The following is a 20,621-nucleotide window of genomic DNA, read 5'->3' on the forward strand; positions in this document are numbered from 1 at the left end:
ATACCGTGATGAATGCCGCCGAACATAGGACCGAAAATCAAAGCCCACCGATTCGGATGTTAGACGCAGTGACGGAGACCGAAATGGCAAAGGATATGTACCTGATCTTGCAGAGCTTGATCGACAGAGTGAAGAAGCGCGGTTACACCGACGATGACATCCTCCGGGTTGCCACCGCCCAAGGGGACAGCCTGCTCGACAAGTTTGCCGATGTCATGATCGATGCGGCAAGCAAGAAGAGAGATATTTTCCCTGTCGCAGTGAACTACGATCTCTCGGTGGAAGAAGCGGTCAACGCCGGAGATTACCAGGCGGTGCACACCCAGATCACAAGCAAGAACTTTCCGTCCACGCGGCGCGGCCACGCGGACCTGGAAATCGTTCTCGTTCGCTTTGAACGCCGAATGGCGTCGGAGGACGTGGTCCGTGAACTCGAGGAAGAAGGCTTGCGGGCAGCTGAATTGCCCGAATTCCTGGCATTTGGAGCAAAGTATCCGGAGGTGCAGCGGAAATTCTCCGTGGTCGGCATTGGCTCCGTGTGGCGAGACCAGAAGGGCTACCGCAATGTCCCATGCTTGTATAGCGCCTCGGAAGGGCGTTACCTCGACCTGCATTGGTGGGACGACGGGTGGTACGCGTACAGCCGCTTTGCTGCGATCCGCAAATAAAGCTTTCTTCTTGGCCTATGCGGGCAGTTCGATGTGATGCTGCAACACGCTTCAAGCTTCATTTGGGCGCAAATCCGCTTCCGGACCGAAGAACTGTTACAGATCGCGTGTTTGCACTGTGCCAAAGGTGGTACGAAGGGATTTCCTGCAAGCCGCATTAGCGACCAAAATTCAGGCCATGGTGGTAGCAACGTTACGTACGTACGTTACGTGCAAGGATGGGATTCAACTGAAGGGGTCCTCCGCGAAGGCGGAAACTCTCTACGACTTTCGAGATTTACACCCCGCCGATTCCCGCGCATCAGCGCGAGGCAGTCGAAAATCTTTCGCGAATGGTGACAAATGGTGACGAGTCACGGCCAAACGCGGATCGGCTGCCGATGCCTACCACGCGGATTCAATGAGTTAGGGCAAAAAATGGTAGGCACGTGGGGACTCGAACCCCAGACCTCTACCGTGTCAAGGTAGCGCTCTAACCAACTGAGCTACGCGCCTACGCCTGGATGGACTCCTTTATTCTACTACGGCGCTGGAGCCCGAACGGCGCGGCCTGCCCATCGATCCAGGGGTTGGGCCCGGTTAGCAGTTGCAATCGGACGCGGGGGCGGGGACAATCGCACTCGTGCCCCCTCCCGCCCGCAAGAACGCATCGGAAGCGGCCCCGGCGCTGTTTTCCGCCGGCGTGCTGGTGCTGGTCACGCTCAACAGCCCGCGTGAAAAGTTCTGGGGCGCGATCTTGGACATCAACCCGTCGGGGGTAAGTCTGCGCGGCATCGACCTGAATTCCTTCGACGATTTTGCCGGCCTGGTGCGCGCCGGCGAGCCGGTCACCGCGTCTGCCGTCTTCTTTCCCATGCACCGGATCGAGCGCCTGGAGGTCGATGTCCGCAATGGCGAGATCCCTTCCTTGCGCGAGCGCTTCGAGAGCAAGGCGGGCTGCGACGTCGCGGATATCTTTGGCATGGTGCGGCCCGGTCCCGAGGTGAGCGGGTGATCCGTCAGCTCTGGACCGCACCCAACCAGCTCACGCTGCTGCGGCTCATCTTCATTCCCTTCATCGTCATCAATGTCATCGACGGCAAATACCGCTGGGCGCTCCTCCTGTTCGTGCTCGCCGGGCTCAGCGATGCGCTGGACGGCACGCTGGCGCGCGCCCTCAAACAGAAGACGGTGCTCGGCCAGTACCTCGACCCCATCGCCGACAAGCTCCTGCTGAGCTCTCTGTTCCTGGTGCTGTCCCTGCTGCACAAGATCCCCTGGCGGGTGACCATCCTGGTGTTCAGCCGCGACATCTGCATCATCGCCATCTGTGCCGTCCTCTACGCCACCACCTCCCTCCGCGAGTTCCGCCCCAGCACCTTCGGGAAGGTGAACACCCTGGCGCAGATCGTGGCGCTATTCTTCGTCCTGCTGCGGCAGCTCAGCGACGCCACCTGGGTGGCCGTGGGCCGGACCGTCGGGCTGTGGGCGACCTTCGCCTTCACCCTGATCTCGGGGATCCACTACATCATCATCACCGGGCAGCGCCTGCGCGCGCACGAGAAGTCAGTCCCCGGCGCCTAGCAGACACTATTTCCCCGCCATCGACGCCCCGCTGCCGCCCACGTCCGCGAAAGAAAAACGGTTGGAGACGTTCGGATACGTCTTGCCGTCCACCTCGACGTACGGATACACGAGGTAGTTGAGCGGCTCGCCCGCTTGCGGCGGATTCAGACGGAGATCGCGTCCCGCGGAGAACTGCATGCGATTCACGTCGTGGGCGCCGAAGAAGTAATCGCGCCTGGACTGGTCCTTCCAGGCTTCCGAGATGTCGACCGGAACCCAGCCAAACTGCTGATCGTAGAACTCGGCCCAGCAGTGATATCCGGCGATCTCGCCCGAAGTCTTGTTGGCGGGCAGCGGGAAACCGATCTCGAACCGTGCGGGGATGTGCTGCGAGCGCGCCATCGAGATGAACAGCGAGTGAAAGTCGGTGCAGTTGCCGCGCTTGGAGTCGCACGCCCACTCCGCGTCGCCCCGTCCCCAGCCGGTGCCCGTTTTGTCGTACCGCATGGTGCGAAAAACGTAGTCGTAGAGGGCGCGGGCGCGGTCCATCGTACCCGTGTGTCCCTGGACCTCTTTCGCGGCCAGATCCGCCAGCCTGCCGGTGACCGGAACGAGCTTGTCCGGCCCAAGATATTCGCCGGTTTCCTTGCCCGGAGCCTTTATGACCCGCGGCTGTATTCCCTCCCGCGGCAGCGCGATGCGCTCCTTGCGCACCACGTCATACTCAATGTCGAAGCTGTACTCCTCTTTCGCGGCTTTCGGCGCAATGGCATAGAAGATCCGGTTGCCGTACTTTGACTCACGCGTGTTGTTGACCGGCAAATCGCCCTTGACGGACACGATCTTCACCGCCTGGAACCGGTCCGAATAGGCCTGAGGGAACCAGATCTGGACCTTCTGTCCCGGCTGGATGTTGCGCACGCTGAATCCGTAGTGGAAGGTGAAGTGGCGAGACTGCTGGGCGAGGGCCGAGACTGAGAGAAACAGCACAACAATAAAGAGGATGGTCTTGCGCATGGCGAGCGGCTCCTTATGTCTTTGAGGCGGTGTTCAGGGAAACGACCGACCGGTCCTTCAGGCGGGAACTACCGTCAAGTGAAGCCGCGGAACATGGTGAGTGAGATGCCCCCGAATCGGGAGAGGATACACGAAATCCCATTCCCGGTGCACCGCAATAACCGCGGTTGACCCCCTTTCACGGCGACCCCTAGAATCGAGATTCCGCACCGCGTCGGGAACGAATGCCCCTGCACTTATTCAATACGCTCTCCGGCAAAGTCGAGGAGTTCCGGCCGTCGGAGGACAACCTGGTCCGCATGTACGCCTGCGGCCCGACGGTGTACGACTTCGCCCACATCGGCAATTTCCGGACCTTCGTCGCCATCGACCTGCTGCGCCGCTTTCTGCGCCAGAGCGGTTTCAAGCTGCGTCACGTCATGAACATCACTGACGTGGACGACCGCATCATCGCCAACGCCGCCAAACTCGGGCTCACCGTGCCCCAGTACACGGAGAAGTATGAGAAGGCATTCTTAGAAGATTCTCAGTTCCTGAACATCGAGCGGCCGGAGATCGTCATCCGCGCCACCGAGCACATCCCCGACATGGCCCATTTCATCGCCCAGTTGGCGGAGAAGGACCTCGCTTACCGCACCGACGAGGGCTCGTACTATTTCCGGATCTCGAGATTCCCGCAGTACGGCAAGCTGTCGAAGAAGGATTTTGCCAAGAACATCGACGGCGCGCGCGTGGACTCCGACCGCTTCGACAAGGAAGAAGCCCGCGACTTCGCCGTCTGGAAGGCGCCCAAGCCGGGCGAAGCCAAGTGGGAGACCGAGATCGGCTCCGGCCGGCCCGGCTGGCACATCGAGTGCTCCGTCATGGCCATGAAGTACCTGGGCGAGACCTTCGACCTGCACGCCGGCGGCGAAGACCTGATCTTTCCCCACCACGAGAACGAGATCGCCCAGTCCGAGGCGCTGACCGGCAAGACCTTCGCGCGCTTCTGGATGCACGTGCGCTTCCTGCTCATCGAGAGCGACAAGATGTCGAAATCGCTGGGCAACTTTCACACTCTGCGCGACCTCATCCTGATGGGGCAGAAGCCGTCTTCCATTCGCTTTCTGCTCACCTCGGTGCCCTATCGCAACCAGCTCAACTTCACCTTCGACGGGCTCAAGCAGGCGGCCAGTTCGGTCGAGCGGCTGCGCAATTTCAAGATCCGCCTGGAGACTGCATCCTTCGACTCCGGCTCGAATCCCAGGATGAAGGAGTTGGCGGAGAAGACCGTCTCCGAGATGCGCGCCGGCATGGAAGACGACCTGAACACCGCGCGTGCGCAGGCGGCGATCTTCGACATGGTCCGCGACGCGAACGCCGCCGCCGATGCGGGCGGCCTGAAGAAGGACGATGTCGCGCCGCTCCTGGGCGCCCTCGATCGATTCGATCAGATCTTCGGCGTGCTGCGCGACGACGACGCGGAGAAGATGCGCGCGGTCTACGAGTGGGCGAAGTCCGAAGGCCAGCTCGGCCAGGCCCGCAAGGAATTCCTCGACGCGGTCAAGCCCGACGCCCTCTCCGATGGCGAGGTGGACAAGCTCGTCGCCGAAATGCAGGAAGCGCGCAAAACGAAGGACTTCGCCCGCTCGGACGTCCTTCGCGCCCAGCTCAACCAGCAGGGCATCATCGTCGAGATCACCAAGGACGGCGCACGCTGGAAGAGAAAATAGTTTTCAGGTCTGTCATCCTGAACGAGGCGCTTTACGCGCCGAGTGAAGGACCCCGCGAATGCTGCAACCCGCGACGTCAGCGCGCATGGATTCGCTCCGAAGTGCCGACCCGGCACTCTCGTGACTGCGAGCCCGTCGGGGGTCCTTTCGCTCGGGCCTTCGCCCTCGCTCAGGATGACAGTTGCATTGATTTTGTCTGGCTTGCGCGGCTTCACTTACTTCCGTGCAGCTTGATGGAGGCGATCGCCTCGGCGGCTTCCGTCGCCCCACCACAGCAGGAAGCGGGAATGCCCCCCGGCATGAGCACTTGCGCCAGTTTCACGCCCCATTTCACTTCCTTGACCTGAAGATCGCTCAGCCCCGCCTCGAGTGCGTAGCGGATGTAATCGCCGATCAGACTCGCGCCGGAGATGCAGCCGACGTAGGCGGCGACGTCGCGCGCGATCGACTCCGGCAGTTGCTTCAGCAGCACGATGTCGCTCACCGCGAAGCGCCCGCCCGGCTTCAGCACGCGCGCCATCTCGCGGAAGACCGCGGGCTTGTCGGGACTCAGATTGATGACGCAGTTGCTGATGATGAAATCCACTGAGGCATCCTCCACCGGCAACTTCTCGATGAACCCTTTGCGGAACTCGACGTTGGTCGCGCCCACCTTTTCGGCGTTGGCGCGGGCGCGTGCCAGCATGTCGTCGGTCATGTCCACGCCTATCACGCGGCCGGTCGGCCCCACCACCCGCCATGCCAGGAAGGCGTCGAATCCGGCGCCCGCTCCCAGGTCGAGCACCGTCATTCCGGGCTTCACTTCGGCCAGCGCCAGCGGATTGCCGCATCCCAGACCGAGGTTCGCGCCTTCGCCCAGCGCGACTTCTTCTGGGCTGTAGCCGATGGCTATCGCCGTGTTCGCCGTGCCGCACCCGCAGCCCGACTGCTCGCCGCGCGCGATGGAACCGTACTTCTGCTGTACCGCATCGAGGATGGCATCTTTTTCCATGGTCGTTCTCCTATCTGTTTCGTTCCGCTTCGGTTTGGGCTGCGGCGAATCCGCAGCAGCCGCCGCGCTCGATGCACGCGTTCAGCATGCGTAAGCCGTCGAACAGTTTTTGCCGTGAGTCTTCGGGAATGGCGTTGACGATGGCGCCGGTGCGCTCCTGCATCAGGCGGTCGATGCGCTGCCGCACCTTGCGGCCCTCGCCGGTGATCTTGACGATGGAGGCGCGCCCGTCTCTCTGCCCTCCGCGCACGCGCTGCACCAGCCCCAGCTTCTCCAGCCGCTCCAGCACGCGGGTCATGGCGCTGGGGCTGATCTCGGCCGCCTGTGCCAGGTCGGAGAGGCGCGCGCCCTCCTGCCGCACCAGCATGCGCAGGATGGAGCACTGCCGCGCCGTCAGCCCTTCGCAACAGATCTCGTCCGGGCCCACCCGGCCCAGCAGCACGGTCAGCCGCTCCAGTTCGTCACACCATCCGTGAAGGTCAGTGTTTCTCGTCATGGCAACATCATAGGCAGAAGTATTTGCATGTGTCAATCAAATTATTTGCCCCTCCCCCCTCGCTTACAATCGTTCCCTCCATGAACGTCTTCAAAGCGACCAAGCGCTACCAGAGCTGGCTCTCCCAACACACCCACTTGTTGAAGGAAGACGTCCAGCACAAGCACGAGCGCATGGCCGCGGGCCCCTTCCCCTTCCTGCGCGCCACCTTCTACCGCTGGATGCAGTTGTGGCCGGGCATCTGCCCCGACCTGAAGCGGGCGCCCCAGGTGCTGGCCATCGGCGACCTGCACGTCGAGAACTTCGGCACCTGGCGCGACATCGACGGCCGCCTGGTCTGGGGCGTCAACGATTTCGACGAGGCCTATCCCCTGCCCTACACCGTGGATCTCGTGCGCCTGGCGGCCAGCGCCATCCTCGCCATCCACGACCGCAACCTGGCCGTCAATCCGGCGGGCGCCTGCGACGCCATCCTGGAAGGCTATGCCGCTTCCATGAACGCGGGCGGCAAGCCTTTCGTCCTGGAGGAGCAGGACACCTGGCTGCGAGACATCGCCATGAGCGAATTGCGCAACCCCGTCCGCTTCTGGAAGAAGATGGAGGCCTTGAAGCGTTGCAACCACTTGCCGGCCAGCGCGCGCGAGGCGCTGGAGTCGATGCTGCCCGAGCGCGGCATCAAGTACGAGGTCGCACACCGCGTGGCCGGACTGGGCAGTCTGGGGCGGCAGCGCTACGTGGCCCTGGCCACCTGGCGCGGGGGGCGCGTGGCCCGCGAGGCCAAGGCGCTCGTGCCTTCGGCCTGCTTCTGGACCGGCGAAGGCAAGGAGACTGAGATCCTTTATCAGGCCATCATCACGCAGGCCGTACGGTGCCCCGACCCGTTCGTGCAACTCCGCGGCAACTGGATCGTGCGCCGCCTTGCGCCCCACTGCTCCAAGATCGAGCTGTCGTCGCTGCCCGCGCGCCGCGACGAGCTGCGCCTCCTCTCCGCCATGGGCTGGGAGACCGCCAACATCCACCTCGGCACCCGGGGCAGCGTCAAATCTGTCCGGGCCGACCTCGGCAAGCGGAAGAGCCGGTGGCTGCGGGAAGCCGCCCACTCCATGGCGGCCGCTGTTCACAAGGATTGGGAGCGCTGGCGGAAGGAATACGGGAAGAAGGACGCCTAGTCAGCGCCCGCTTCGCACGCGGGCAATTCCGGCTCGCGCTCCGGCGCACCCGCGCGCGGGCGCACCTTGGCGCTGGTCACCAGCGCGACCGCTGCGATGATCACCACGGATCCGGCCACGATGAACACGTCGATCTTCTCGTGCAGGATCAGCCAGCCCAGGAACACGGCCACCACCGGGTTGACGTAGGCGTAGGTCGCGACCTTCCCTGTCGGCACGTGGTCCAGCAGCCAGATGTAAGCCGTGTACCCGACCAGCGAGCCGAAGATCACCAGGTACACGATGGCTCCCAGTCCGCTGGCGGTCCAGTGCGACTTGGGAACATCCCCCAGTGCCAGCGCTCCCAGGAAGTTGACTACGCCTGCGATCAGCATCTCCCACCCGGTCGCGGCGTACACGCCGACGCCCACCGTCCAGCGCCGGGACAGTGTCGATCCCAGCGCCCAGACGCCCGAGGTGCACACCAGCGTGAGGCCGGCGAGGAGCTGCATCTTGCCCAGTCCCGCCCGCGCCGCCACCAGCTTCGGCCACAGCAGGACCACCAGCCCGGCGATGCCCAGCGCGATGCCCACCAATCCGCGCCGCGAGAGGTGGTCGCCCTTCATCACCCAGGTGTCGATCACCAGGAACCACAGGGGGACGACCGCCACGATCAACGCCGCCAGACCGGTCGGCACGTACAGCTCCGCCCAGCCCAGCAGCACGTTCGCGATGCTCAGCAGCAGGATCCCGATCACGCTCAGCTTCACAAAGTCGCGCGCGCCGATCGCGACCTTCTTCCCTTGCAGCGCACAGACCGTCAGCATGATCAGCCCTGCCGCCGTAAACCGCAGCGTCCCCATCATGTACGGGGGGAAGGACTCGACGGAGATGCGGATCGCCAGGTAGGTCGAGCCCCAGAACACGTATACCAGCGCGAAGGCGAAGGCGACGCGGAACCGGTGCTGGCGCTGCTCGGCGGTCATGGGTTTGTTCCTAACCCTATCAGACGTAATGGGCTTTATCGGTGATTCGAAATTCTTCCCGCTCCCCCTCAACACTGCGTACTGAGTACCGAGTACTGCGTACTTCCGTACCCTTCCCAGGGGTTACGCGGACGAATCCAGTCCGCTATAATGGCGTCAGGAGTTGGCGTCATGACGTTCGATCGCTTCCATTGTCCTTCCACGGCCCGGCCCAACCTCTTCGCCGGCGACTAGCCACTCCTCTCTTCTGCTCAAGGCGTTTCCGACCAACGCATCGCCTGCCGTCGCGCATTTTGCTGCGTGCACACGCGATCCGAACTTTGGAAGAGAGGTTTGCCATGGCTACCGAGACTATGACCCGTCCCGCAGGACCGAAGATCGTCACCAAGCTGCCGGGGCCGAACGCCCAGCGCGTGCTCAAGGGCGACGAGAAATGGATCTCGCCCTCCTACACCCGTTCCTACCCGCTGGTCGCCAAGCGCGGCCGCGGCGTGGTGATCGAGGACGTGGACGGCAACGAGTTCTTCGATTTCTCCGCCGGCATCGCCGTGACCTCGACCGGTCACTGCCATCCCGAGGTGGTCGCCGCCATCCAGAAACAGGCCGGCGAGCTGATCCACATGTCGGGCACCGATTTCTACTACGAGAGCATGATCACGCTGGCCGAGCGGCTCTCCAAAATCGCGCCCATGAAGGGGCCGCACAAGGTGTACTACGGCAACTCGGGCGCGGAGGCCATCGAGGCCGCGCTGAAACTGGCGCGCTACCACACCAAACGGCAGCACATCATAGCCTTCTACGGCGCGTTCCACGGACGCACCATGGGGGCGCTGTCGCTGACCTCCTCCAAGCCGCAGCAGCGCCGCCGCTTCGCCCCTCTTATGCCCGGCGTCACCCACATCCCATTTCCCAACCTCTATCGCCGTCCCGCAGGGACCGACGCGACCGAGTACGCCGTGGGCTGTGCCCGCTTCCTCGAGGACAAGGTCTTTAAGACCAGCGTGCCGCCCGAGGAAGTGGCGGCCATCTTTGTCGAGCCCTTCCAGGGCGAGGGCGGATACCTGCCCGCACCGCCTGCGTTCATGCAGGAGCTGCGCCGCATCTGCGACAAGCACGGCATCCTGCTGGTGTGCGACGAAGTGCAGTCCGGCTGCGGCCGCACCGGCAAGTGGTGGGCCGTCGAGCACACCGGAGTCGAGCCTGACATCATCACCATCGCCAAGGGCATCGCCTCCGGCATGCCGCTCGGCGTCACCCTGACCCGCGCCGAGATCATGGACTGGATTCCCGGCTCGCACGCCTCCACCTTCGGCGGCAACCCGGTCTGCATCGCGGCAGCCTTGGCCACCCTGGACGTGCTGGAACACGAAGGCGTGAAGAACTCGGAGAAGGTGGGCCGCCATATCATGCAGCGCATCAAGGACTGGCCGAAGAAGCACCGCATGGTGGGCGACGTCCGCGGCCTGGGCCTGATGATCGGCGTCGAGATCGTCACCGACCACGAGTCTAAGGGCATCGCCAAGGACGAGCGCGACCGCATCGTCGAGCTGGCGTTCGCGCGCGGCATCCTGTTCCTGGGCGCCGGCGAGAACTCCATCCGCATGTCGCCGCCGCTCATCGTCACCGCGGAGCAGGCCGACATCGCGCTCGACGTCCTCGAGGAGTGCATCTCTCTGGTGGAGAGCGGCAAGGCCAAGTAAAGCACGGCCGCTCCAGCGTCCCTACAACCACGGGCCAGCGCACATGCTGGCCCGCTTTTTCGATTGCAGATCTCAGATTTTAGATTCTTGATTTCAGATTATTTAGAGTCGCCGCATGTCACTCTGCAATCTGGAATTTGAAATCTGTAATCGGCTCATCTGTTATTGACTGGGTACTGAGTACCGAGTACTGGGTACTTCTTTATGAAACTCCGTTTTGCCAGCGCGCTGATCGGCGCCATGGTCCTGTGGGCCTCTGGCTTCGCCGGGATCCGCGCCGGGCTGACCGGTTACTCACCGGAGCACCTCGCGGTCCTGCGCTTTCTGGTCGCCTCCGCGACGATGGCCATCTACGCCCTGATCGCGCGCACTGCGCTGCCCAAGCGCACGGACATCTCTTTCATCCTGGTGACGGGGTTCATCAGCATCACCTGGTATCACGTCGCGCTGAACATCGGCGAGCAGACGGTGAGCGCTGGGGCCTCCAGCATGCTCGTAGCCTCGGCGCCCATCTTCTCCACGCTCATCGCGCATTTCTTCACCGGCGAACGCCTGCGCCTGCGGGCGTGGATGGGCATCTTTCTGTCTTTCTGCGGCGTCGGCCTGATCGCTCTGGGCGAAGGCGGTGGCCTGCGCTTCAGTTCCGGCGCCTGGCTGGTGCTCTCGTGCGCCCTGGCCACTGGGATCTCGGTGGTGTTGCAGAAGAAATACGTGGCGCGCTATTCGCCCGCGGAGTTTTCCTGCCACCTGATCTGGGCGGGGACGCTGTTTCTGCTGCCGCTGGCCGGCGGTCTCCCCCAGGCGATCGCGCACGCGCCCCTGAATGCCACCCTCGCGGTGATCTACATCGGCGTCTTCCCCGGCGCCATCGCCTATCTGGGATGGGGATACGCCCTGGCTCGCGTCCCCGCTTCCAACGCCGCCAGTTACCTGTACACCATTCCGGTGATTGCCATCTTCATCGCCTGGATCTGGCTGGGCGAGATCCCCCACATGATTTCACTCGCGGGTGGCGGAGTCGCCCTCGCCGGCGTGCTGCTGGTCAATACCCGCGCCAAGCAGAAGCTCTCAAACGTCGTGGTCGCGGAAGGCGACTGACACTCATTGGTGATTGGTGGTTGGTGATTGGTGATCGTTTCGAGTCACCGTGGAAGCCCACGCCTTCAGGCGTGGGTTCACAATGGCGCCATAAAGAAACGGCATTAGCCCCGGTGGCATCGGAAGTCACGGGCGGGAAGCGGTGAATTTCGGCGTGCATGACCTCACAGGTACAATAGCGGGATGCGTCTTCTCTTCACCATCCTGCTCATGCTCACAGTGGCGGCGGTTTCGGCTCAGACACCGCCTCCGTCGCTTCCCGCTCCCTCCGATGTCGCCGCGCCGCCGGCAGACGCCGCGAAAACGGCGTCCGGCCTTGCGACCAAAGTTCTGAAGCCCGGCGCCGGCAAAGATCACCCCGCCAAAGACGATCTCGTCACCATCGATTACACCGGTTGGACGACCGACGGGAAAATGTTCGACAGCTCGGTCACCCGCGGCAAGCCCGCGACCTTTCCCGTCGCCCGCGTGATCCCCGGCTTCAGCGAAGGCGTTCAGCTGATGGTCGCGGGGGAGACGCGCCGCCTGTGGATCCCCGAGTCGCTCGCCTACAAAGGCCAGCAGGGGAAACCGGCGGGGATGCTGGTGTTTGACGTGACGCTCATCGAGATGCCGACCCGCGCACCCGCCGACGTCAAAGCGCCTCCGCCCGATGCGAAGCGGACCGCCAGCGGCCTCGCCTACAAGGTGCTCCAGCCGGGCACGGGTGGACGCCACCCCAAGGCCAGCGACCAGGTCACAGTGCACTACACCGGCTGGACGATCGACGGGAAGATGTTCGACAGCTCCGTCACCCGCGGCGCGCCGGCGACCTTCCCGCTCAATCAAGTCATTCCCGGGTGGACCGAAGGCGTGCAGCTGATGGTCGAAGGTCAGAAAACGCGCTTCTGGATTCCCGAGAGGCTCGCATATCAGGGCAAGCAGGCGCCGTACGGGATGCTCGTGTTCGACGTGGAACTGATCAAGATCCAGTAGCGGACGCTTCGAATTTGCGATCGGTGATTTGTAATTTGTGATTGTTCCGAATCATGGTGAAAGCCCCGGCCTTCGGATTTGTGATTTGTGATTGTTTCGGATCACCGTGGAAGCCCACGCCTTCAGGCGTGGGTTCACAGCGTGCTGAAGAGAAACGGCTTTAGCCGCGGGTCTTCCTTCGTGTCTTCCTTCGTGTCCTTTGTGGTGAATCTTTGGTGGAAGCCCCTGCCTTTAGGCCGGGGTTTATGACGTTTAGAAGAGAAACGGCTTTAGCCGCGGTAGGAGACAATTCCTCCCCGTCCTCCGTGGTGAAATCGTTCTTCCCCCGCGTACAATCTCTCGCATGACGCGAAAGCTATTTCTCGCCCTCATTCTTTTCTCGTCCTTGGTGGCGTTGGCCGCTCCGCGCACCATGCGCCTCGACTACTACCACTCCGGCAACGCAACCACCGAGATGTACAGCCTGGACCGCGTGGTGCTGGAGCCGCTGCCCTGGCCGGGAAATCCCAGCAAGAACCTCGACGATTCCAACCTCGGGAAGTACTGCTTCGAGGTGCGAGACCGCGCCACCAACCGCATCCTCTACTCGCGCGGATTCGCCTCCGTATTCGGCGAGTGGGAGACCACCGACGAAGCCAAAGCGCTCAACCGCACCTTCTCCGAGTCGCTGCGCTTTCCCATGCCGGACGCTCCCGTCCAGGTGATCTTGAAGAAGCGCGACGCGCAGAACGCCTTCCGCGAGGTCTGGTCCATCAACATCGATCCTCGGGACAAGTTCATCGACCGCTCCACGCCGGCGCCGCCGGGGAAGGTGATCGCTCTGCAGCAGTCGGGCGATCCTGCCGTCAAGGTGGACTTCCTCATCCTGGGCGACGGCTACACCGCCGCCGAGCTGCCCAAGTTCGAGAAGGACGCCCGCCGCCTGATGGAAATCCTTTTCTCCACCTCGCCGTACAAAGAGCACCGCCAGGATTTCAACGTGTGGGGGCTGTGCCCGCCGGCGGCGGAGTCGGGCATCTCGCGCCCCTCCTCCGGCGTCCACAAGCGCTCGCCGCTGGGCGCCACCTACGACGCCTTTGGCTCCGAGCGCTACGTCCTCACCTTCGACAACCGCGATCTCCGCGACGTGGCCCAGTTCGCTCCCTACGAGTTCGTCGAGATCCTGGTCAACGACAAGATCTACGGCGGAGGCGGCATCTTCGGCCAGTACAGCACGGTCGCCGCCGACAACGCCAACTCCCCCTACGTCTTCGTGCACGAGTTCGGTCACCACTTCGCCGGCCTGGGCGACGAGTACTACACCTCCGACGTCGCCTACGGCCCCGCCACCGAAAAGATCGAGCCTTGGGAGCCGAACATCACCGCCCTGCTCGATGCCAAGGATTTGAAATGGCGCGACCTGGTCGAGCCCGGCACGCCTCTGCCCACGCCCTGGAACAAGACCTCATTCGAAGCCCTGGCGCGCGACATCCAGAAGCGCCGCCGCCAGCTCCGCGCCGACAACCGCCCCGAGTCGGAGATGGACGCGCTCTTCCGCGACGAGCGCAAGAACGAGAATGAATTATTCGCCGCGGACAAATACGCCGCCAAGGTGGGCGCCTTCGAAGGCGCGATGTATGAGGCCAAGGGCTACTACCGCCCGCAGGAAGATTGCATCATGTTCACACGGTACGACCGGTTCTGCGCCGTCTGCCGCCGCGCCATCGAGCGCGTGATCGCCATGTACACGGTTCAATAGCCGCTAGATCGAACCGGCTTCAGCCGCACTGAAAAAGAATTCCTCTGCGATCTCTGCGGTCGAATACGCCGGGTCCGCGCACGCCTGCAACTCGATCCCATATCCCGGGACGCACCCTCGCATCAGGTCCCACGCATCCCTGTACTTTTCCCACTGCGCGTGACTGTTGCGGATGTGCGGCATCACGTACCCCACGTCGTACCGCGACGCCTTCCGCCTCGGGATCACGTACCACGCATCCTCCGGCACGACGTACACAACGATGAAATCCACCTCGCCCTTCCGGTACCGATGTCTCCTCGACCCGCTGGCCTTGAACCGGTACATGTTGTCTGTTTTCCCCCACGACGACTTCACCTGCACCCGGCTGACTCTGCTCCCTGGCGCAAACACCAGGAAGTCGAACCGATGGTTGTCGCCATACGGACGGCACACCGTGAACCCCAGGCTCATCGCCTTGGCCATGAACACCAGCTCCGCCCATTCGCCCTTGGTCTTGCGATGGCGCAGACGAGGACACACCCGCGCCGGCGCACGTTTACGCTTTTTCATGTCTTTTCTCGGTAGAGACGCCCCTCAAGGCGTCTGGAAGAAAGGCGTCTGGAAAAAAAAGAGGTAGTGCGGGCCTTCAGGCCCGCGTTCACGGGCCCCCACCCACACCGGCTTCAGCCACTGAGGATTATCACGATGACTAGCGGGTGAGTGCTGACATCCCGTTTCGCTAACGACTAGCCACTAGCTACTGCTTTTCCCCTTTATTTCCAGAGTAGCAAATTGCAGGGGGTGAAAGTACCACGCTCCAGATGTTTATTTCTCGAATGTTTCCAAACAGTTGCGCAGGAATCCAGATCTTGGGGGTCTTGACAGGTTTTCCACTGGCAACTGGCAACTGCCCACTGCCCACTGCCAACTGCTCTACTTCCAGTATGGCAGATCGGATGGGGTGACTCCGACGATTTCCACAAAACTATATCTTGAACGCGATCAACGAGTTCCGGCCAAAACCGAACGCCAGGGGGCTTGACAATTCTTAGAGCCAATATTTCGCGTCGCCATTCGCTGTACACAATCTGGAGCCGCGCCAGATTTCTCCGCACTTACCATGCCGAGTGCCTTCATCGGGACCTAGTCGCGTTCGCGAGTGTCGCAACCTCTAAGCGCGGGTCCACTGCTTCATCGTCCCGCTGTTGGATTTGACAACGTATCCGACCCGGCGCACCAGGTCCCGCTCTGCGTCTATCAAAGCTGGTAAGTCTATTGACGTCTTCTTTGAAACCCACTTGAGCGTGTACAAGTTGCCATCGACAGCACCCCATCTGAGCGCCAACGCTTTGAAGACGGAACTCGGAAGGTCTGTGGGCCGAGCATTTTGAAAGAACTCCCGGATCGTGACGTACTGGTAGGCAGCCATCTCTTCGGGGCCTTCTGTACGACCCCGGTTGTATGCTCGACCATAATCCTCTGCTGTGGGCGGCCGTCCCTCGCGAGCTTCGATTTCTCTGCCCCCCGCGACTACCATGAGCAGCCAACGAATAAGTTCAACGCCCATTGGTTCCGCAAGGTGGTCACCAAGGTTGCTGATCAGAAACTCATCTTCAAAGTTAGCGCGTTTCCTTCGGTTACACTTGCGGCACAGCAGGCGAATATTCCACTCGTCCGACGGTCCACCCTTAGACCATGGAATGACGTGATCGAACTCGACGTCAGGATCTGACACGGCGGACTTGCACACACAACAGATCTGGTTCTCGCGTTTCAAGACCCTGAACTGGGTCACTCGCGGGATTGTCCTACTAATGTTTCTGAGTTCCTTCGTTTCTGTAAATGGTTCCGCTACATAGAAAACCGGACAATCGTGCCCAAATATCCGGCAACTCCTTTCGTCGCGTTCGCTGTGCAACGGGAATTCCTCAATTAGCGGTCCATAAGGACAGTACTTGATTTCCCAGCACGGCTTACAAACCGCTTTGACACGTCTGCCCCACCCGATCTTCTCACCCCAACGAGTGATGAGGTTCGGAGTGGTACTCCGCGTCCGTTGTGCCTTCTTGTTGCGTGCCATTGCCCCTAGTATAGCTGCCGGCTCAAGGCAGCCGACCCCATGTGTTACGTCACAGACATCCACGAGCAGCACCTATTACAAATGTCATCCTGAGGGGCTCTAGCCCCGAAGGACCTCGGACCATGTGGGACTCGCAGAATCGTAGACCGGACCAGCAGAGATGCTTCTACGTGTACATCATGGCCAGCAAGAACCGTGTGCTTTATATCGGCGTGACGAACAGCCTGGCAAAGCGCGTGTGGCAGCACAAAACCCACGAGATCGAGGGATTCACCAGCAAGTACAAAGTTCACACGCTCGTGCATTTCGAATCGTTCGACGATGTGCGCAATGCAATCGATCGCGAGAAAGTGCTGAAGGGGTGGACGCGCGCGAAGAAGATCGCATTGATCGAAGAAACCAACTCGAAGTGGAAGGACCTGGCGGAGGGGTGGTATCGCAAGCTCTCGGATGAACAGATGAAGAAGCAGTTTGCGAGGCGAAATCCGGCGGGGGCGGGGTCCGGGGAGAAACCGGTCAACTGAGTCGTGAGTTGCTACGGCTCCGAGGTCCTTCGGGCGTAAAGGCCCTCAGGATGACAGCGCTTAAGGGTTCCAGGTCCAAACATCGGGCGGGTGGCCCACGCCTTACGGAACCTGAGGGTGCCCCACCCTTTTCGCGCCAGCGAAAGGGTGGGTAAGCAAAATCCGCTCTCATCCGCGTTGATCCGCGGTCAATGAATCCCCTCCGCATCCTCTGCGATCTCGGCGGTGAAATCTTTCCGACGCAGCTACTTCGGCTTTGCGGGCGGCGGCGCCGGTTCGCGCTGGAAGTCGCCGGTCCACGGAGGGATCACTCCCACGGACCTCGCATAGGCGATCGCCTGTCCCAGGTGCTCCGCCGTGTGGCGCATGATAAAGAGCAGTATGCCTCGCTCGGTATTCTTGCCGCCGAACCAATCCAGCGACTTCTCCAGGTCCGCGTCAGGCATGGCCATGATGGCCTTGCATTCGTGCGCGAAGGCGTCTTTCAGCGTGGCGACGATCTTCTGCTTGTCGGTGGTCGATTTGTCGAAGCCCTTCGCGTCGAATCCGGCGGGCGGCGGCGTGCCGATCAGTTTCGGCAGGTTGTAACTGGCGGCCGCGACATGGAGGAAAACTTCGGCGATGGAGCGCACATCCGGCGCCGGGCGCCAGGTGTACTTTTCCGCTGGGATCGCCTCCGCCAAACGTACGAATTTGTTCTCCTGGATGCGGACTTCCGCCAGCACCTCGCCCCGGTAGCCGGTGACGCCGGGCGTCGGGTCCGCGTACGGATTCACCTGCGCCGCCAGGTTCCCGGCAGCCACGCATAACAACATCACAGCCCACAAGCGCTTCATCCCCCACCTCCTGGTGACGGGAGTGTCCACGAGCGTGGCAACGAAGTCAAATCAAGGCGCGGGTAATCTCCGCGCACTCTGCGATCTCTGCGGTCAAATCGGTGGAATCCCTGCCTCCGGTGGAAGCCCCGGCCGGAACCTGTCCTGAGCCGAGCCGAAGGAGGCCGGGGTTTAATAGCCGCTAGATCGAACTGGCTTCAGCCGCGGTGCCCATTGATTCCTCCGCGTCCTCAGAGTCCTCCGTGGTGAAACTCTCTAGAATCTTCTCTGTGCCTCGGTGGTGAAAAAGAATTCCTCTGCGCTCTCTGCGATCTCTGCGGTAAATAAAGACTGCCTGCACGTCACTGCATTTCCCCTCCGAATATGCCTATCCTCAGCCCATGTCCGGCAGGCTCACTCACGCTGCCCTCCGCGCGCTCGATCGCGTGAACCGCGCGCTGCTGCCGAAATCGAAGCGCGCCGAGCACCTTCAGACCGGCCGTCGCGGCGAAGAGGACGCCTATTTCTACCTGCGCCGGCAGGGCTACGTGATGGTGGCGCGGAACTGGCGCTCGCCGCGGCGTAAGGGCGAGCTCGACCTCATCGGTTACGACGGCGATACTCTCTGCTTCGTCGAAGTGAAGACTCGCACCACGATGGACGTCAAGCCGGCGGAAGCGGCCGTGGACCAGGAGAAGCGCCACGACCTCTCGGCCGTCGCCCGCGAGTACTTGCGGCGTTTGCCGCAGCATCCGGCCCACCGATTTGATATCCTCAGCATCTATTACTTGGGCGACGGTGGGAAACTTCCTCAATTTGCCCTCTTTAAGAATTGCTTCCCGCTGTCGTAAGATACTGAGAGCTTTCTTCCGAAAGGAACCCCCGAGAATTGCCCGAACTACGTAAAGATCCCATCACGGGCCGTTGGGTGATCATTTCCACCGATCGCGCCAAACGCCCCACCGATTTCTCCCGCGAAGCAATGAAGCTGAAGGGCGGCTTCTGCCCCTTCTGTTACGGCAACGAGTCGAAGACGCCGCCGGAAGTCCTGGCCTATCGTCCCAACAAGAACGGCGCAGGCCCGCCGCCGGAGCGCGACAGCCCGGGGTGGAACCTGCGGGTGGTGCCCAACAAGTTCCCCGCGTTGGGGATCGAAGGCGGCCTGAACCGCCAGGCCGAGGGCATGTTCGACAAGATGAACGGCATCGGCGCGCACGAGGTCATCATCGAGACCCCGGAGCACGAGAAGACCCTGGCCACCATCCCCGACAAGCGGGTGGAAGACGTCTTCTGGGCTTTCCGCGACCGCATCCTGGATCTCAAGCAGGACAAGCGCTTCAAGTACATCCTGATCTTCAAGAACCACGGCGAGCCCGCGGGAGCGTCGCTGGAACACCCGCACTCGCAGCTCATCGCTCTGCCGATTCTGCCCAAGCAGGTGATCGAAGAACTGGAAGGCTCCAAGCAGTACTACGTGTACAAGGAGCGCTGCGTCTTCTGCGACATCATCCGCCAGGAGCTGGAGAACCCGCTCCGGGTGGTGGCGGAGAACAGTGACTTCGTGACCCTGGAGCCTTACGCTCCGCGCTTCCCCTTCGAGACCTGGATCCTGCCCAAGCGGCACGAGTCCAGCTTCGAGAATTCGCCCACGCACGTGTACGAATCGCTGGCGAAAGCCGTGAAGCTGCTTTTGCTGAAAGCCGACCGCGTACTCGACAACCCCGCCTACAACATGGTCATCCACACTTCGCCGGTGCAGGACCCCTCCAGCGACCACTACCACTGGCATATCGAATTCATGCCGAAGCTGACCAAGACGGCGGGATTCGAGTGGGGCACGGGTTTCTACATCAATCCGACGCCGCCGGAGGAAGCGGCGCGGTTCCTGCGCGAGGCCGACGTGAGCCAGTCGGGTCCGCCGCCGCCAGCGCAGCAGCCGGTGCACGCGTAGAACGTCAGAAGTGAGAAGCTAAAAGGAAGCGGGAAATCTGTCACTAAGCGCAGAGCGCCAGGGCGGGGTTGACGCCGGCCTTCTCCGCTTCCGCGGTCAGCCAATCCCCTAATCGATGCCGGTCCGCCAGCGGGATGGCCCGGAAGCGCAGGCCGCAGCGCCCGTCGGAGTCGCCCCAGGCGACCTCCGCCTCGGCTTTGATCTCGCCCTTGCCGGGAAGCTCGAAGCGCACGTCCACCACCGTGCTGGGACGGAGAGGTTCCGCGAGCTTCAAGCACATTCCGCCCTCGCTCACGTTGCTGCTGGCCGCGCGCAGGTCCTTCACCGCTCCGAAACTGAGGAAGACGGTGGTTTGCATGGGCTGGCGGAAGTAGCGGCGGCGCTCCGCGAGCATCAATCCCTTAGCGGCGCGGAAGCTGCGTAACGCCCGGTCCGGAGCGATCGGCTTCTCCAGGACGAAGTGCGCACCCAAGGCGAAAGCGTCGTGCATCGAGGTCACGCGATTCAGGATGGCGATGGCGATGGAGCGCTTGCTGGAGGCGCCGTCGTGCAGCGCCTTGAGCAGGCCGGGGCCGCCGTCCACGTCGTCGCAATCGACGATCACGGTGTCGAACTTCTTCCGCTTCGCCTGTGCCAGCGCCTGCTCGGGGCCGGCGAAGATCTCGACGGAGACGCCGATGCTCCCGAGCGCGTGGCACAGGGTCTGCACTGCCACCGGATCGCGGCAGAGAAGGAGTGCGTCCAGCTTCACGATCCCATTACAGGGCCCCGAGGCCGGCGCGGAAAGGAAAGCGCTCACAGACGCGTGTGACGAGCAGCCGCCCGAGAACCGCCGGCGTTACTTCCGTTACTTGTTCCGCGATGACCACCGTTATCTTTCGCCGCCCGCGAGACCGCGCTACCTTGCGGGCATCGGGCACGGACTGTGAGGTGGGTCATGGACGAGCTCAATCGCAAGATCGCCCGCGTGGCGGAAGAGTTGCGGTCCGTACAGGAGGAGTTAGAGCGTGCTGGGCTGGTGGTGACGCCCGAGATGGCGCGCGTGCGCCGCTGGGAGCTGGCCCGCCACCTGGGTTCGCTTTACCAGCACCTCCAGGAATTCATCTTTCTGCACCACGGAACGCCGTCCATGGCGCCCGATCGCCGTGAGCCACGACGCGCTGTGGCCCAAGCGCCCCATCCCGACTACTAGCCC

General features: G+C 62.4%; 21 protein-coding genes and 1 tRNA gene. 13 read left to right on the forward strand and 9 right to left on the reverse strand.

Annotated elements, in window-relative coordinates; all coding sequences use genetic code 11:
* Window positions 1-68: 68 nt before the first annotated feature.
* Window positions 69-668, forward strand: coding sequence for a hypothetical protein (locus LAN37_00725; protein ID MBZ5645728.1), 600 nt, complete (start codon window positions 69-71; stop codon window positions 666-668).
* 418 nt (window positions 669-1,086) lie between these two features.
* On the opposite strand, the gene LAN37_00730 is transcribed toward LAN37_00725, so the two are convergent.
* Window positions 1,087-1,163 (reverse strand) — tRNA-Val (locus LAN37_00730).
* A gap of 127 nt (window positions 1,164-1,290) precedes the next feature.
* Here LAN37_00730 and LAN37_00735 point away from each other — a divergent pair.
* Window positions 1,291-1,662 (forward strand): hypothetical protein, encoded by a 372-nt coding sequence (locus LAN37_00735; protein MBZ5645729.1) that lies wholly within the window; start codon window positions 1,291-1,293, stop codon window positions 1,660-1,662.
* Window positions 1,659-2,231, forward strand: coding sequence for a CDP-alcohol phosphatidyltransferase family protein (locus LAN37_00740; protein MBZ5645730.1), 573 nt, complete (start codon window positions 1,659-1,661; stop codon window positions 2,229-2,231). The genes LAN37_00735 and LAN37_00740 overlap by 4 nt, the downstream gene beginning before the upstream one ends.
* A 6-nt stretch (window positions 2,232-2,237) precedes the next feature.
* Here LAN37_00740 and LAN37_00745 read toward each other — a convergent pair whose 3' ends face one another.
* Window positions 2,238-3,230, reverse strand: a complete 993-nt coding sequence (locus LAN37_00745) for a transglutaminase-like domain-containing protein (protein ID MBZ5645731.1) — start codon at window positions 3,228-3,230, stop codon at window positions 2,238-2,240.
* Between the two features lie 224 nt (window positions 3,231-3,454).
* Between LAN37_00745 and cysS the strand changes: the two genes are divergently transcribed.
* Window positions 3,455-4,942 carry a cysteine--tRNA ligase gene (gene cysS, locus LAN37_00750; GenBank protein MBZ5645732.1) on the forward strand — a complete coding sequence of 496 codons (1,488 nt, stop codon included), beginning with the start codon at window positions 3,455-3,457 and terminating at the stop codon, window positions 4,940-4,942.
* Between the two features lie 211 nt (window positions 4,943-5,153).
* Here the strand turns inward: cysS and arsM are convergent, their stop codons facing one another.
* Window positions 5,154-5,933, reverse strand: coding sequence for an arsenite methyltransferase (gene arsM, locus LAN37_00755; GenBank protein ID MBZ5645733.1), 780 nt, complete (start codon window positions 5,931-5,933; stop codon window positions 5,154-5,156).
* A 10-nt stretch (window positions 5,934-5,943) separates the two neighbouring features.
* Window positions 5,944-6,429, reverse strand: a complete 486-nt coding sequence (locus LAN37_00760; protein ID MBZ5645734.1) for a MarR family transcriptional regulator — start codon at window positions 6,427-6,429, stop codon at window positions 5,944-5,946.
* An 80-nt stretch (window positions 6,430-6,509) separates the two neighbouring features.
* Here LAN37_00760 and LAN37_00765 point away from each other — a divergent pair, with 80 nt between their 5' ends.
* Window positions 6,510-7,598, forward strand: a complete 1,089-nt coding sequence (locus LAN37_00765; GenBank protein MBZ5645735.1) for a DUF2252 domain-containing protein — start codon at window positions 6,510-6,512, stop codon at window positions 7,596-7,598.
* Here the strand turns inward: LAN37_00765 and LAN37_00770 are convergent.
* Window positions 7,595-8,563 carry an EamA family transporter gene (locus LAN37_00770; protein MBZ5645736.1) on the reverse strand — a complete coding sequence of 323 codons (969 nt, stop codon included), beginning with the start codon at window positions 8,561-8,563 and terminating at the stop codon, window positions 7,595-7,597. The genes LAN37_00765 and LAN37_00770 overlap by 4 nt on opposite strands.
* 353 nt (window positions 8,564-8,916) lie before the next feature.
* On the opposite strand from LAN37_00770, the gene LAN37_00775 reads away from it, so the two are divergent.
* From LAN37_00775 to LAN37_00790, 4 genes are all read left to right on the forward strand, one after another.
* Window positions 8,917-10,263: an acetyl ornithine aminotransferase family protein gene (locus LAN37_00775; GenBank protein ID MBZ5645737.1), complete on the forward strand. Its 1,347-nt coding sequence runs from the start codon at window positions 8,917-8,919 to the stop codon at window positions 10,261-10,263.
* A 204-nt stretch (window positions 10,264-10,467) separates the two neighbouring features.
* Entirely contained in the window at window positions 10,468-11,361 is an 894-nt protein-coding gene (locus tag LAN37_00780) for a DMT family transporter (GenBank protein MBZ5645738.1), read from the forward strand.
* A gap of 210 nt (window positions 11,362-11,571) precedes the next feature.
* Window positions 11,572-12,336: an FKBP-type peptidyl-prolyl cis-trans isomerase gene (locus LAN37_00785; GenBank protein ID MBZ5645739.1), complete on the forward strand. Its 765-nt coding sequence runs from the start codon at window positions 11,572-11,574 to the stop codon at window positions 12,334-12,336.
* 343 nt (window positions 12,337-12,679) lie between these two features.
* A complete protein-coding gene (locus LAN37_00790; GenBank protein ID MBZ5645740.1) occupies window positions 12,680-14,074 on the forward strand; it encodes an IgA Peptidase M64 in 1,395 nt (464 codons plus the stop codon).
* Between the two features lie 3 nt (window positions 14,075-14,077).
* On the opposite strand, the gene LAN37_00795 is transcribed toward LAN37_00790, so the two are convergent.
* The gene (locus LAN37_00795; protein MBZ5645741.1) at window positions 14,078-14,626 is read right to left on the reverse strand and encodes a hypothetical protein; all 549 of its coding nucleotides are present in this window, start codon (window positions 14,624-14,626) and stop codon (window positions 14,078-14,080) included.
* 601 nt (window positions 14,627-15,227) lie between these two features.
* A complete protein-coding gene (locus tag LAN37_00800; protein MBZ5645742.1) occupies window positions 15,228-15,791 on the reverse strand; it encodes an HNH endonuclease in 564 nt (187 codons plus the stop codon).
* A 467-nt stretch (window positions 15,792-16,258) separates the two neighbouring features.
* Between LAN37_00800 and LAN37_00805 the strand changes: the two genes are divergently transcribed.
* Window positions 16,259-16,660 (forward strand): GIY-YIG nuclease family protein, encoded by a 402-nt coding sequence (locus LAN37_00805; protein MBZ5645743.1) that lies wholly within the window; start codon window positions 16,259-16,261, stop codon window positions 16,658-16,660.
* Between the two features lie 245 nt (window positions 16,661-16,905).
* Here the strand turns inward: LAN37_00805 and LAN37_00810 are convergent, their stop codons facing one another.
* Window positions 16,906-17,496, reverse strand: coding sequence for a DinB family protein (locus LAN37_00810; protein MBZ5645744.1), 591 nt, complete (start codon window positions 17,494-17,496; stop codon window positions 16,906-16,908).
* 380 nt (window positions 17,497-17,876) lie between these two features.
* On the opposite strand from LAN37_00810, the gene LAN37_00815 reads away from it, so the two are divergent.
* Window positions 17,877-18,326: a YraN family protein gene (locus LAN37_00815; GenBank protein ID MBZ5645745.1), complete on the forward strand. Its 450-nt coding sequence runs from the start codon at window positions 17,877-17,879 to the stop codon at window positions 18,324-18,326.
* A gap of 38 nt (window positions 18,327-18,364) precedes the next feature.
* The gene (gene galT / locus LAN37_00820) at window positions 18,365-19,426 is read left to right on the forward strand and encodes a galactose-1-phosphate uridylyltransferase (protein ID MBZ5645746.1); all 1,062 of its coding nucleotides are present in this window, start codon (window positions 18,365-18,367) and stop codon (window positions 19,424-19,426) included.
* A gap of 43 nt (window positions 19,427-19,469) precedes the next feature.
* Here the strand turns inward: galT and LAN37_00825 are convergent, their stop codons facing one another.
* The gene (locus tag LAN37_00825) at window positions 19,470-20,177 is read right to left on the reverse strand and encodes a response regulator (protein MBZ5645747.1); all 708 of its coding nucleotides are present in this window, start codon (window positions 20,175-20,177) and stop codon (window positions 19,470-19,472) included.
* A 186-nt stretch (window positions 20,178-20,363) separates the two neighbouring features.
* Between LAN37_00825 and LAN37_00830 the strand changes: the two genes are divergently transcribed.
* Window positions 20,364-20,618 (forward strand): hypothetical protein, encoded by a 255-nt coding sequence (locus LAN37_00830; GenBank protein MBZ5645748.1) that lies wholly within the window; start codon window positions 20,364-20,366, stop codon window positions 20,616-20,618.
* Window positions 20,619-20,621: the final 3 nt, after the last annotated feature.

This window comes from Terriglobia bacterium (genome assembly GCA_020073495.1).
In the GTDB taxonomy this organism is placed as follows: domain Bacteria; phylum Acidobacteriota; class Terriglobia; order Terriglobales; family Acidobacteriaceae; genus JAIQFD01.